A 12312-nucleotide genomic window follows, 5' to 3' on the forward strand; every position below is an offset into this window, starting at 1 on the left:
GGGCCCTCCTCACCCCGTCGGGATCAGCGACGCGTGAGCAGCTGGGTCCGCTTGCGCACCGCTGAGGTGTTGCCGACCAGGTCGTCGGCACGGACGCGGTAGACCAGCTTGCCCTTGGTCAGACGCGGGAGACGCGCCGTCCAGGCGCCCGCGGCCGTCGGCACGACGACCCGGTTCCCGGCCCGGTGCAGCGCACGTGACTTGCTGCGACCACTCTTGATCCACTTGCCGGTGGTGGGCCGGAAGGAGTACCAGACGGTGCCTCGCTTCTCGATCGCACGCACGAGCACCGATCGGACACCGGTGCCGCTGTCCTTGGCCACGCCACGCAGGGTGACCCACTTGCGGACCTTGGTGCGTCCGGTCCGGGGCAGCGTCAGCCGCACCACCGGGCGCGCGGTGTCGGCCGCAACCGTGACCGTGCCGGCGGCAACGGGGACGCTGGTGTTCTGCGCCTCGTCGGTCAGGGTGACGGTCGGCGTGAACGGACCCGCCTTGCGGTAGACGTGCGTCAGCAGGCTGCCGGACTCCCACAGCGTCAGCGGCGTGCCGTCACCCCAGTCGACCCGGCGCTCGACCAGGTTCCCCGGGGTCCAGTTGTCGCTCAGCTCATTCTGGCTCAGCTGCACCTCGGTCAGGTTGGCCCAGGCGGTGGTCGAGGTCAGCGCGAAGGTGCCGGTCGGTGCGACGTGGTCGTTGATCACGACACCGGGCAGCGTGAACACGCGCACGTTGCCGGCCGCGTCGCTCAGCTTGACCTGCGGCACGTAGCGCGCCTCGGTGGCCGGGTAGGTGTGCGCCGCCGACGAGCCGGTCCACCCGGTCCAGCTCGGTTCGGCCGACTCACCCCAGTCGATCATGCGGATGATCGAGCCGGCGGGCGTGACGTCGTCGGAGAGCGACGTCTGGTTGACGGTCGCGGTGAGGCCGTCGTCATCGACCGTGAGGGCGAAGGCGCCGGTGGGCGCGGTGACGTCCGGCAGCACCTTGACGGTGCTCTGCGCGACCTTTCCCTTGCGGGTCCCGGCGTACGGCGTGACCCGGATGCGGATCGAGGTGCCGGGTGCCGCCGTCGTGGACGCGGTCCATTGCGCCGCGGTGACCGTCTCGGAGTCGAGCGTGGCCCCCGAGGACGAGTTGACCAGGGCCACCCGATAGCTGGTGGCCTTGGTGGCCTCCGTCCAGGTGGCCGGGACGACGTACGCCGCGGCCGGCTTGCTGATGGCCCCGACCTCGATGCCGGCGACCTTGCCCGGACGGACCGGCGGTGCGGCCGTGCTGGGTGCGGTCGTGCCCACCAGGGCCAGCCCGGTGACGACGGCGATGGTTGGAAGTGATGTGCGTAGGAACTGTTGTGGACGCATGCTGATGCGGCCCCTCTCGGATCATTGTTTGACGGCACCCGGATCCGAAACCGGTCCCCCCAGGTGCCCTTGGCCCGAGCATGGAGGCAGGCGCGGGGCGACAACGTTGATTTTGCAATGATCGAGCCGATCGGTCGGATCGGGCGTCCCCACTGCTCGATGGTGCGCCCCACCCGAGATGGCCAGACTAGACAACTGACCGGACGAACTTGGGCGTCGGTCGGCGCGCCTCCTGGGCGAGGAGTTCGCGGAGCCGCCCAACCTTCGGCCCCCGCACTGCATCTGTCTGGGTGACAATCCATTCGAGGAGGACCGATGGCTCGACGGCACCCGGCCGCGCACGACGGTGACTTCACCGAGTTCGTGGCGGCCACCTGGCCCGGGCTCTACCGCACCGGCTACCTGTTGCTCGGCGACCACGACCTCGCCGAGGACCTGGCCCAGACCGCCCTGGTCAAGACCTACGTCGCCTGGCCACGCATCGACGCACGGGCCGCGGCTCCGGCCTACGCCCGGCGAGTCCTGGTCAACACCGCCTCGTCGTGGTTCCGCAGGAAGGGGTGGCGCAACGAGCTGCCCACCGAGACGATCCCGGAGTCGGCGTACGCCTCGGACCCGAGCACCCGACCCGCGGTGATGGACGCCTTGGAGCAGCTGCCGCCGCGGCAGAGGGCTGTGGTCGTGCTCCGCTTCTATGAGGACCTGTCGGTCGCCGAGACCGCCGAGGCCCTGGGCTGCTCGACCGGAACGGTCAAGAGCCAGACCTTCGAGGCCTTCGCCAAGCTGCGCGTGCTGCTGGGCGAGGCCGTGATCCCCGAGACCCTGGGAGCCCCCCGTGACTGAACGACTCTCTGCCCTGCTCCACGACGAAGCGGCGACCCTCGAGGTCCCGGCGCCCGACCACGTGTCGATCCTGCGGAAGGGCCGGCAGGCGCGCACCCGTCGACGGGCCGCCACCGTGGTGGCCGCGGCCGCGGCGCTGGCCGTCGTCGGCACCGGCGCGGCCCTGGTCGTCGACGTGGCGGGGGACGGATCCTCCGGCAACGACACGGCCACCGCGATGCCCTCGCCCGGGCTGATCTCCTACGGAGCCGGTTCCACGGTCGTCGTCGGGGACACGACCGCCACCGTTCCGGACACCGTGCACTCACTGGCCTACACGTCGGTCGGTGTGCTCGTGCGCAGCAACCCCAACGACGGAGCCTCCGACGGCTCCGGCCCCGAGAGCCTGACCCTGGTCGCCTCCGACGGCGGCACCACGGGCCTGGGCAGGATCCCGGAGGGAGTCGGCCCAGCGACCGATCCCGACGAGCCGGTCTATGCGCTGGCCGAGCGCTCCGGAGTCGGGTTCCGGGCCGTGATCCGTGACGCGCGCACGGGTGACGAGGTGGGCAGCGTGCCGCTCCCCGACCTCCCGATGAGCTACTGGGACGTGCCGCCACTCGCGCTCGACGGTGACGTGGTCTACGCCGGGTTCAAGAAGGAAGCGGTGGCCGTCAACTGGCGCACCGGCCGGGAGGAGCCCGCGAAGGGACTGCCGGGCGGGATCCCCGAGGTCTCCGGTGGTCACGCGCTCGCCTACGACAGGGCCGGCATCTCCGTCGTCGACGTGGCCACCGGTGAGCGCCTGATGCAGGTGCCGCTCGGCCAGGACCGCTACGGCTTCGGCGTGCTGTCCCCCGACGGCCGCTTCCTCCAGTTCACGATGGAGGAGTCGTTCGACGAGAAGGGACAGCCCCGCGAACCCGAGGGCATCCAGGTCTATGACGTGGCCACGGGTGACCACGTGAGCCTCGACGGCGATCCCTATGGCTGGGGTTGGACGTCCTCGAGCCTCGCTGTCCTCGTGTCCGGGACGCAGCGCACGGTCTGCGACCCGGGGACCGCCACCTGTGAGTCGGACACCGGCCCCCGACTGGGCGGTGGGCTCCGGCTGGGCGGCAAGGCCTACGAGAGCTGAGCCGTGACGGGGCCGGAACGTGAGCCACCCCGGAGCGATCCTTGTCGCTCCGGGGTGGCTCAGTCGGTCAGTGTCCGAGGATCAGGCCGCCGACCGGGTGATGATCGAGGCGCCGAGGATCAGTACCAGTTGTGGCTCTGGCTGTGGCCCCAGGCCGAGCACGGGGTGCCGTAGCGGTCCTGGATGTAGCCCAGGCCCCAGCGGATCTGGGTCGCCGGGTTCGTCGCCCAGTCGGAACCGGCGGAGCTCATCTTGGAGCCGGGCAGGGCCTGCGGGATGCCGTACGCCGAGGAGCTGGGGTTGTCGGCGCTGACGTTCCAGCCGCTCTCCTTGGTCCACAGCGAGTCGAGGCAGCCGAACTGGTCCTGGCCGAAGCCGAACTCGGAGAGCAGTGCGCGGGCGACGCTGCGTGGGTCACCGTCCGTGGCGTCCTCGGTGGCCACCACGGCATTGCCGGTGGGGGTGGTCGCCGCAGCGTCCAGCTCGGCCTGCTTGGCCGGGTCGGCAGGCTCGCGCCGGTCGGAGCGCGAGGGCTCCTCCTCACGGCGCTCGGCCACGTCGGCCGCGGTGAGCGGGGCGATGTCGTTGATGTTGGCGGCAACCGTCCGGACATCCTTGGAGGCGGTGGCGCCGTCGGCCAGGAGGCCGGTGCCGACCGTGGTTCCGGTGGCTGCCACTGCGAGCGAAGAGAGGATCAGCGTGTTGCGCAGCGCCTTTTTCGGGGTGCCTGCTGCCCGGGGTTGCCGGTGCGTCGGGACATACTTGATGTGCTTGGACAAAGGGGTACCCACGGGTTGACGTCAGGACTGTCTCGTCGGACCTCGCACCCCCCGGCAACGAAGAACCGGTCACGAAAAGACCACGAGCCACCTTGCATGAGATGAACGGTTGAGGCAAACCGGACACGGCTTGTCCACCACGCGAGTCCGGTCACAGTCGACGCAGATCGTCACAGGCGTCACACAGACCCCACCCGTCTCGCCCTCCTGCCGGTGACTGTGGCCCATGACGCACAGATCGGGACACCGGCGTCGTCGTACGGCGCAATCACGACGCGGGTGCCCCGACCTGCGGAGGCGACCGAGTCACATCGTGATGTTCTCCAGCATCTCGGTGACCAGGGCCGCGATCGGCGACCGCTCGGAGCGGTTCAGCGTGACGTGGGCGAACAGCGGGTGGCCCTTGAGCTTCTCGACCACCGCGACCACGCCGTCGTGGCGACCGACCCGCAGGTTGTCGCGCTGGGCGACGTCGTGGGTGAGCACCACCTTGGAGTTGGCGCCGATGCGGGACAGCACGGTGAGCAGCACGTTGCGCTCCAGGGACTGCGCCTCGTCGACGATCACGAAGGCGTCGTGCAGGGAGCGGCCGCGGATGTGGGTCAGGGGCAGCACCTCGAGCATCCCCCGGTCCATCACCTCGTCGATCACGTCGGGCGAGGTGAGGGCTCCGAGCGTGTCGAAGACGGCCTGACCCCACGGCGACATCTTCTCGTTCTCCGAGCCGGGGAGGTAGCCGAGCTCCTGCCCACCGACCGCGAACAACGGGCGGAAGACCACCACCTTCTTGTGCTGGCGGCGCTCCATCACCGCCTCCAGCCCGGCACACAGCGCCATCGCCGACTTGCCGGTGCCGGCCCGGCCGCCGAGCGAGACGATGCCCACCTCGGGGTCGAGCAGCATCTCCAGGGCGATCCGCTGCTCGGCCGAGCGGCCGTGGACCCCGAAGGCCTCCCGGTCGCCGCGGACCAGGTGCACCTGCTTGTCGGGACCGACCCGTCCCAGCGCGGTGCCCCGGTCGGACAGCAGCACCAGGCCGGTGTGGCAGGGCAGCTCCCGGGCCGACTCGAGGTCGACCACGCCGTCGTCGTAGAGCTCGTCGAGGTCAGCGGAGGCCACCTCGAGCTCGGCCATGCCGGTGTGGCCGGAGTCCTCGTTGACCGCCTCGGCACGGTACTCCTCTGCGTCGAGCCCCACCGCCGACGCCTTGATCCGCAGCGGCAGGTCCTTGGAGACGAGCGTGACCTCGGACCCCTCGTTGGCCAGGTTGCGGGCCACGGCCAGAATTCTCGAGTCGTTGTCCCAGGACTGACCACTTGGCCGGAAGCCGCTCGGCAGCGACCCCGGGTCGGTGTGGTTCAGCTCCACCCGGAGCGTGCCGCCGGATGCACCCACCGGGATCGGCTGGTCGAGGCGACCGTGGGTGATGCGCATCTCGTCGAGCGTCCGCAGGGCGGAGCGCGCGAAGTAGCCGAGCTCGGGGTGGTGCCGCTTCCCCTCCAGCTCGGTGATCACGACCACGGGGAGGACCACCTCGTGCTCGTCAAAGCGGTGCATCGCCCCCGGATCGGCGAGGAGCACGCTCGTGTCGAGAACGTACGTACGAGTGGTGGTGTCCGTCTTCTTGCTGGAAGCCACGTTGCTCACCCTCACGGACCGGCGCGCGCACTCCTCGCCCGGCCCTAACTCACACAGTTGGACCGGGATGACGCCCGAAAGCCGGAGTGCCGGCCCCCGCGCGCACGAGCCACGTCAGTGGCTGTACTTGAGTCGTGAACGTTCACGAACGGGCCTCCCGATGCAGCGAGCTTCCCCACTCGCCGTTACCTGCGAAATTACGCCCGCCGACAAGGGAATCCGGCAGACACGCCCGAACTCGGGGGTGAAGGTTGGGCATCCGGCTGGCGTCCACCGGCTGGCCGGGACGGCACGACCGGCTGGCCGGGACGGCACGACCGGCTAGGAGCCGAAGCGGCGCTCGCGTTCGGCGTACGCCCGGATCGCGCGCAGGAAGTCGATCTTGCGGAACTCGGGCCACAGCGCTTCGCAGAAGTAGAACTCGCTCCTGGCGCTCTGCCACAGCAGGAAGCCGCCGAGGCGCTGCTCCCCCGACGTGCGGATCACGAGGTCGGGGTCGGGCTGGCCCTTGGTGTAGAGGTGCTCCCCGATGAGGTCCACGTCGACCCGTTGGGCCAGGTCCTGCAGCGAGGTGCCCGACTGGTCGGCCTCGAGCAGCAGGGAGCGTACGGCGTCGGCGATCTCGCGGCGGCCGCCGTAGGAGACCGCGACGTTGACCAGGATGCCGTCGACGTCCCTGGTGGCGTCCTCGGCCTCTTTGAGCCGACGGGCGGTGTGCGCCGGCAGCAGGTCGAGAGCGCCCACCGGGTGGAGCCGCCACCGCTTCTGGTCGGCCAGCGACGCCACCGCCTCCTCGATGATGGTCATCAGCGGCTCGAGCTCGTCGGGGGGACGGTTGAGGTTGTCGGTGGAGAGCAGCCACAGGGTGACCACCTCGATGCCGACCTCCTCGCACCACCCGAGCAACGGCTCGATGTTGGCCGCGCCGGCCCGGTGCCCGTGGGCGGTGTCGGCACCGACCGACTTGGCCCAGCGGCGGTTGCCGTCGAGCATGACGCCCACGTGCTTGGGCAGCCGGTCGGAGGGCAGGAACTTCACGACCCGCGCTTCGTAGGCCGGGTAGAGCACCCGTCGAATCGCCTGCTTCCAGTCCGCCACGTGTCGATGCTACCGGCGCGCCCGTCGTGACCAGTGACATCCCCGACATTGGGGTGCGCCGCAACCTACGGTGCCGTAAGTTGGTGGCATGAACGACATGATCCGCGGCCGCCTCGACGAGGCCGTCGACCGCGCCCACGGCGCTGTCGACCGTGCCCAGGACAAGCTCGCCGAGGTGAAGCCGAAGCTGCGTGGTTGGTTGCACGCCGGCACCGCGCCCCTGGCCCTGGCCGCCGGGATCGTGCTCATCGCGCTGTCACCCACCGAGGGGACCCGGATCGCCTCCACCGTGTTCGCGGTGAGCGCGATGATCCTGTTCACGGTCTCCGCGATCTACCACCGCGGCACCTGGTCGCCGCGCACGTGGGCCTTCCTGCGGCGCTTCGACCACGCCAACATCTTCATCCTGATCGCCGGCTCCTACACGCCGTTCGCCGTCCTGTTCCTCGAGGGGGCCACCAGGGCCACCCTGTTGGCCGTCGTCTGGTCGGCGGCGATCCTCGGCGTGCTGTTCCGGGTGTTCTGGACCGACGCCCCCCGCTGGCTCTACACCCCGATGTACATCGCCCTGGGCTGGTCAGCGGTCTTCTTCTACCCCCAGTTCGTGGCCGGTGCTGACCGGTTCTCCGCCAGCGTCTCCATCGCGGTGCTGGTGCTCGTCGCCACGGGTGGCGTGCTCTACACGATCGGCGGGGTGGTCTACGGCTTCAAGCGCCCCGACCCGGCGCCCACGTGGTTCGGCTTCCACGAGGTGTTCCACTCCTTCACGATCCTCGCGTTCATCACGCACTACGTCGGCGTCTCGCTGGCGACGTACTCCTTGCGCTGACGTCGCCCGCTCGACCTCGTTGAGTGTGGATCTTCCGGCCCGTGACGCCGGGGGATCCACATCTCGTGCCGCGCTGGACGCGAGCGCGAGGCTCAGAACGCCAGCAGGACCAGCACCACGACACCGGCGAGGAAGCCGGTCAGGACGGCCAACCCGGCCGCCACCATCGGGAACCTGCTGGCCAGCCTCTCGACGACTCGGTAGAGGCCGGTCACGCCCAGCAGCCCCACCGTCACGTGGAGCAGCACCGCCAGCCCGATCCCCATCACCCAGCCGGCCACCCGGAAGCGGCCCCAGGCCAGGCCCATCACGAGGGGGACGGCGATCGCTCCGGCCAGCCCGCCGATGAGCTCCAGCCACCACGGCCGCTCCCCCATCCACGGGAGCTCGACGCCACCGAGGTCGAAGAGGTCGACGGTGGCCAGCACCCCGAGCACCAGCACCACCGCCAGCGACAGCCCGATCACCACCCGGTGCCGCCACGTGGTCGACGCGCGCCAGGGCACCTGGTCGCCCCGGAGCAGCGTCGCCGTGGTCACCGCCGACCACACCAGCCAACGACGGACGACGCCGGTGCCGGTGTCAGCCATCGCGTCGCGGAACACCCGGTCGGCCTCGACCCGGTCGATGCTGTGGCCGTCGGTCGAGGTGTAGGTGGGGGCCTCGTCGTCGTCGTGGCAGAGCCCGTCGTGCAGCAGCGCCGCCGGAAGGTGCGCCCCGGTCTTGGGCACCAGCCAGGTGAACAGGGTCGGCACCGAGGTCAGGTCGGTCCGGAAGGTGACGGTGTCAGCCGGCACCAGGAGCTCCCCGAAGTGCCGGTCGCGATAGGCGATCCTGCGCTCCAGGGCGAACTGCTCGCGCCCTTCCACGCTGTGCCGCTCGAGCACGATTCGCGGGTCCTCGTGCGGATTCGGCGGCACCTCGGGCAGGCCACCCAGCGCGGGCAGGCCCCCGTCGTGGAACCGGCGGGTCTCCGGCTCCACCTGGCTCGCGACCATGTCCGAGACCTTCATGCCTCCACAGTGGCAGATCGCGACCTTCCCGGGCCACGCCCACCGCCCCACCCGACCCACCGCCCCCACTGTTTCCTCCGGGATACTCCCTAACCTCTCGCATGCCAACGAGGGTCGATCGGATGCGTGACGTTAGGGACTATCGAGGGCGGAAGGGTCGGTGACCGGACGCTCGCAGACCATGTTGCGACAGACGTACGCCGCGGGCCGGCCGTCCACCTCGTCACGGCCCACCAGCAGCGGGATGTCCTCGCGGCCGGGTTCGACGGCGAGCACGACGGCTCCGTGGCGCCGGCGTGCCGCCAGCTCGAGTGCATCGCGCGCCGAGCCCGGTCGTCCGACGACCACGATCTCCTCCGGACCCTCGATCATCGACTCGGCCGCAGCCAGCACCCAGCCGGCGAAGCGCGGCGCGCGCTCGGCCACCCGCGCCAGCGTGGCCAGCGTCTGCTCGGCTGCCGTGCGGTGCGCGCCGGACCCGGTCAGGGCGGCGTACGTCGCCAGCGCGTGCACCATCGCCGACTGGCCGGAGGGGCTGGCGTTGTCGGAGATGTCGCGGGGCCGGGTGATCAGCTCCTCGGCGTCCGAGGCGGTGTCGTGGAAGCCGCCGTCGTCCGCCCGGAACCGGGCGAGCGCGTCGTCGAGCAGCACCCGGGCGCGCTCGAGCCAGACCGCATCACCGGTGGCCTGCAGCAACGACAGGAACCCGCTCGCCACGCAGCCGAAGTCCTCGAGCACGGCGTCGTGGCGACCGACCACGCCGTCGCGCGAGACCCGCCGCAGGCGGCCATCCACCACGTGCAGGTCCCAGATGAGCTGGCCCGCTTCCGCCGCGGCCGCGACGAGGCTGGGCTCGGAGAGCAGCGTGCCGGCGTCGCACAGGCCGGTGATCGCCAGTCCGTTCCAGGCGGCGACCACCTTGTCGTCACGCTCGGGACGCACCCGGGTGGCGCGGGCCTCGAGGAGCCGTTGCTTGACGGACTCGAGCCGGGCCAGGTCGTCGGGGTCCTCGAGCAGCTGCAGGGTCGACGAGCCGTGCTCGAAGGTGCCCCGTTCGGTCACGGTGAAGGTCTCGGCCGCCCAGGCACCGTCCTCGGCACCCAGCGCCTCGACCAGCTGGGCGGGGGTCCAGGCATAGAACTTTCCCTCGACCCCCTCGCTGTCGGCGTCGAGCGCGGACGCGAACCCACCTTCCGGCGTACGCAGCTCGCGCAGCATGAATGCCGCGGTCTCGCGAGCCACCCGGTCGGCACCGACGCGTGCATACAGCCCGACCAGCTGGGCGTTGTCGTAGAGCATCTTCTCGAAGTGCGGCACCACCCAGCCGGCGTCGACCGAGTAGCGCGCGAAGCCGCCACCGATCTGGTCGTAGATGCCGCCGCGCGCCATCGCGACACAGGTGGCGTCGACCATCCGTCGCGCCGTCGCGGCAGACGACGTCGGTTGAGGAGCGAGCGCCAGCGAGCCTCTCGAGACCCCGACCGCGTGGCGCAGCAGGAACTCGAGCACCATCCCGGGCGGGAACTTCGGCGCACCCCCGAAGCCGGCGTGCTGGCCGTCGAACTCGCTGGCCAGCGTGCGCACCGCACCGTCGAGGGTCTCCGCGGTGATCAGCCCCGACTCCAGCGTCCCCTGCACCCTCAGGTGGTCGCCGATCTCGGCCGCAGCACGACGTACGTCGTCAGCGCGGTTGGTCCACGCGTCGACCAGCGCTTGGAGCACCTGCCTGAAGCTCGCGCTGCCGTGCCGTGGCTCGTCGGGGAAGTAGGTGCCGGCGAAGAACGGGTTGCCGTCGTGGTCGAGGATGCAGGTCATCGGCCAGCCGCCGTGGCCGGTCATCGCCTGGGTCGCACTCATGTAGACCGCGTCGACGTCGGGGCGTTCCTCGCGGTCGACCTTGATGTTCACGAAGTGCTCGTTCATGTACGCCGCGGTGGCCTCGTCCTCGAAGGACTCGTGGGCCATCACGTGGCACCAGTGGCAGGCGGCGTAGCCCACCGAGAGCAGCACCGGGACCTTGCGCTCGCGCGCCGTCGCGAAGGCGTCCTCGCCCCACTCCCACCAGTCGACGGGATTGTCCTTGTGCTGGAGGAGATACGGAGATGTCGCGTTGGCAAGGCGGTTCGGCATGTCCCATGGCTCCTGACGTCAGGCACGTGCATCCAGCCTAGGAGGCGGCTGGGTGGGGCACCGAGGAGGCTCGGACGGTCCCCGGCCAGCCCGTGGCCAGCCTGATTGGCCGGCCTGATTGGCCGGCCCCGACGGGCACGGTCCGCCGGCGTCCGTCCCACGGATCCGGAGCTGCGCGGCAGGCGCTGAGCAGCCCGTACGGCGTCGAGGAGTGCGTGTTCCCCGTCCGGGACGAAAAGACCTTGTGCGGCCGACAGCACAGTCGTACGATCACGATATATCGCCAACCTATCGGCGACATTCCAACGACATTCGGCAACCGGAGCGGCTGGTTCCGGAGCAGGGAGCGCAGTCATGGGACGACACGGGCACAGCGGCCACGGCCGCAGCGACTGGAGCCACGGCTGGGGCGGCGGCCCACCTTGGGGCCGCCCGGGCACGGGCGGGCAGGGCGGGCCGCCGCCCTGGCTGGCCGGGATCTTCGGGATGGCTCCCTCGGAGCAGCAACGGCGACCCAAGGTGCGCCGGGGCGACGTGCGCGCGGCGATCCTCGACGTCCTGCGGGCCGCCGACGAGGCCGGCGAGCCCATCAACGGCTACCAGGTGATCCAGCAGATCGGCGACCGCAGCGACGGCGCCTGGCACCCCAGCCCCGGATCGGTCTACCCGACCATCCAGCAGCTGCAGGACGAGGGCCTGGTCGAGAACGACGACGAGCGTGGCCGTCGCACCATCCGCCTCACCGCCGACGGGGTGCGTTGGTGCGCCGACCACGACGCCGAGCTGGCGGCGGTGTGGGCACCCTTCGAGCGCGCCCAGGAGCGTCGCGCCGACAGCGGGTACGCCGACCTCAAGGCCGAGATCGGCCAGGTGATGAGCGCGATCTGGCAGATCACCACCACCGGGTCCCGGAGCCAGCAACGAGCTGCGATCGACATCCTCGTCGACACCCGGCGCCGCCTCTACGGCGTGCTGGCCGACGGCGCCGTCCGCGACGAGGACGACACCAACGACGAGGAGGAGTGATGGATCACCAGCACCTGAGGATCAGCGACGTCGAGCGCGAGCGGGCTGCTGCGGACCTGGCCGAGCACTACGCCGAGGGACGCCTGACCACCGACGAGCACGCGGAGCGACTCGATGCCATCTGGTCGGCGCGCACCGGGGCGGACCTGGCCCCGATCTTCGACGACCTCCCCCACCCTGCGCGCGGTGCGGTCGCACGCCCGGCCGCCCACGCCGACCACGCCGCCAATCACGCCGCCGGGCGCTCCGGCACCGAGCGCGGCCGCGACCGGCTCCGGGGACTCTCCGGCGCCCTGCGAGCACTCCCCCGGCTGCCGGTGATCGCGGTGCTGGTGCTGCTCAGCGCGATCACGCACCTGCCGTTCTGGATCCTGATCTTCTTCGTGGTCTGCGGCAGCTGGGGACATCGCGCCCACCGCACGTGGCGGTGAGCCTCGCACCGGGGTGATCGCCGCTCGGGGAAGTCGCAGCCCCG

General features: G+C 70.8%; 11 protein-coding genes. 5 read left to right on the top strand and 6 right to left on the bottom strand.

Features of this window, described 5'->3' with window-relative positions; genetic code table 11:
* Positions 1–23 precede the first annotated feature (23 nt).
* Positions 24–1364 (bottom strand): PKD domain-containing protein, encoded by a 1341-nt coding sequence (locus ncot_RS15075; RefSeq protein ID WP_168618340.1) that lies wholly within the window; start codon positions 1362–1364, stop codon positions 24–26.
* 315 nt (positions 1365–1679) lie between these two features.
* On the opposite strand from ncot_RS15075, the gene ncot_RS15080 reads away from it, so the two are divergent.
* Both ncot_RS15080 and ncot_RS15085 read left to right on the top strand, forming a co-directional pair.
* Positions 1680–2207 (top strand): SigE family RNA polymerase sigma factor, encoded by a 528-nt coding sequence (locus ncot_RS15080; RefSeq protein ID WP_168618341.1) that lies wholly within the window; start codon positions 1680–1682, stop codon positions 2205–2207.
* Complete coding sequence (locus tag ncot_RS15085) at positions 2200–3324, top strand: hypothetical protein (RefSeq protein ID WP_168618342.1); 1125 nt, start codon at positions 2200–2202, stop codon at positions 3322–3324. Before ncot_RS15080 ends, ncot_RS15085 begins: the two co-directional genes overlap by 8 nt.
* 119 nt (positions 3325–3443) lie before the next feature.
* Here ncot_RS15085 and ncot_RS15090 read toward each other — a convergent pair whose 3' ends face one another.
* The 3 genes from ncot_RS15090 to ncot_RS15100 all read right to left on the bottom strand — a co-directional run bounded on the left by ncot_RS15090 (position 3444) and on the right by ncot_RS15100 (position 6839).
* On the bottom strand, positions 3444–4103 hold the full coding sequence (locus ncot_RS15090) for a lytic transglycosylase domain-containing protein (protein ID WP_168618343.1): 660 nt from the start codon (positions 4101–4103) through the stop codon (positions 3444–3446).
* A 306-nt stretch (positions 4104–4409) separates the two neighbouring features.
* Complete coding sequence (locus ncot_RS15095) at positions 4410–5741, bottom strand: PhoH family protein (RefSeq protein ID WP_206065004.1); 1332 nt, start codon at positions 5739–5741, stop codon at positions 4410–4412.
* 321 nt (positions 5742–6062) lie between these two features.
* Complete coding sequence (locus tag ncot_RS15100; RefSeq protein WP_168618344.1) at positions 6063–6839, bottom strand: isoprenyl transferase; 777 nt, start codon at positions 6837–6839, stop codon at positions 6063–6065.
* An 88-nt stretch (positions 6840–6927) separates the two neighbouring features.
* Here ncot_RS15100 and ncot_RS15105 point away from each other — a divergent pair, with 88 nt between their 5' ends.
* Positions 6928–7668 carry a hemolysin III family protein gene (locus tag ncot_RS15105; RefSeq protein WP_168618345.1) on the top strand — a complete coding sequence of 247 codons (741 nt, stop codon included), beginning with the start codon at positions 6928–6930 and terminating at the stop codon, positions 7666–7668.
* Positions 7669–7760: 92 nt separating this feature from the next.
* On the opposite strand, the gene ncot_RS15110 is transcribed toward ncot_RS15105, so the two are convergent.
* Together ncot_RS15110 and ncot_RS15115 are read right to left on the bottom strand one after the other, a co-directional pair.
* Positions 7761–8681: a DUF1353 domain-containing protein gene (locus ncot_RS15110; protein ID WP_168618346.1), complete on the bottom strand. Its 921-nt coding sequence runs from the start codon at positions 8679–8681 to the stop codon at positions 7761–7763.
* A 132-nt stretch (positions 8682–8813) separates the two neighbouring features.
* The gene (locus ncot_RS15115) at positions 8814–10811 is read right to left on the bottom strand and encodes a thioredoxin domain-containing protein (RefSeq protein ID WP_168618347.1); all 1998 of its coding nucleotides are present in this window, start codon (positions 10809–10811) and stop codon (positions 8814–8816) included.
* Positions 10812–11165: 354 nt separating this feature from the next.
* Here ncot_RS15115 and ncot_RS15120 point away from each other — a divergent pair, with 354 nt between their 5' ends.
* Together ncot_RS15120 and ncot_RS15125 are read left to right on the top strand one after the other, a co-directional pair.
* Entirely contained in the window at positions 11166–11837 is a 672-nt protein-coding gene (locus tag ncot_RS15120) for a PadR family transcriptional regulator (RefSeq protein WP_206065005.1), read from the top strand.
* Positions 11837–12268, top strand: coding sequence for a DUF1707 domain-containing protein (locus ncot_RS15125; protein WP_168618348.1), 432 nt, complete (start codon positions 11837–11839; stop codon positions 12266–12268). The genes ncot_RS15120 and ncot_RS15125 overlap by 1 nt, the downstream gene beginning before the upstream one ends.
* Positions 12269–12312: the final 44 nt, after the last annotated feature.

The organism is Nocardioides sp. JQ2195 (assembly GCF_012272695.1).
Lineage (GTDB): Bacteria > Actinomycetota > Actinomycetes > Propionibacteriales > Nocardioidaceae > Nocardioides.

Coding starts and splice junctions, on each gene's coding strand:
- ncot_RS15110 (WP_168618346.1), bottom strand. CDS start 8,681: ATGAAGGTCTCGGACATGGTCGCGAGCCAGGTGGAGCCGGAGACCCGC.
- ncot_RS15105 (WP_168618345.1), top strand. CDS start 6,928: ATGAACGACATGATCCGCGGCCGCCTCGACGAGGCCGTCGACCGCGCC.
- ncot_RS15115 (WP_168618347.1), bottom strand. CDS start 10,811: ATGCCGAACCGCCTTGCCAACGCGACATCTCCGTATCTCCTCCAGCAC.
- ncot_RS15080 (WP_168618341.1), top strand. CDS start 1,680: ATGGCTCGACGGCACCCGGCCGCGCACGACGGTGACTTCACCGAGTTC.
- ncot_RS15075 (WP_168618340.1), bottom strand. CDS start 1,364: ATGCGTCCACAACAGTTCCTACGCACATCACTTCCAACCATCGCCGTC.
- ncot_RS15125 (WP_168618348.1), top strand. CDS start 11,837: ATGGATCACCAGCACCTGAGGATCAGCGACGTCGAGCGCGAGCGGGCT.
- ncot_RS15120 (WP_206065005.1), top strand. CDS start 11,166: ATGGGACGACACGGGCACAGCGGCCACGGCCGCAGCGACTGGAGCCAC.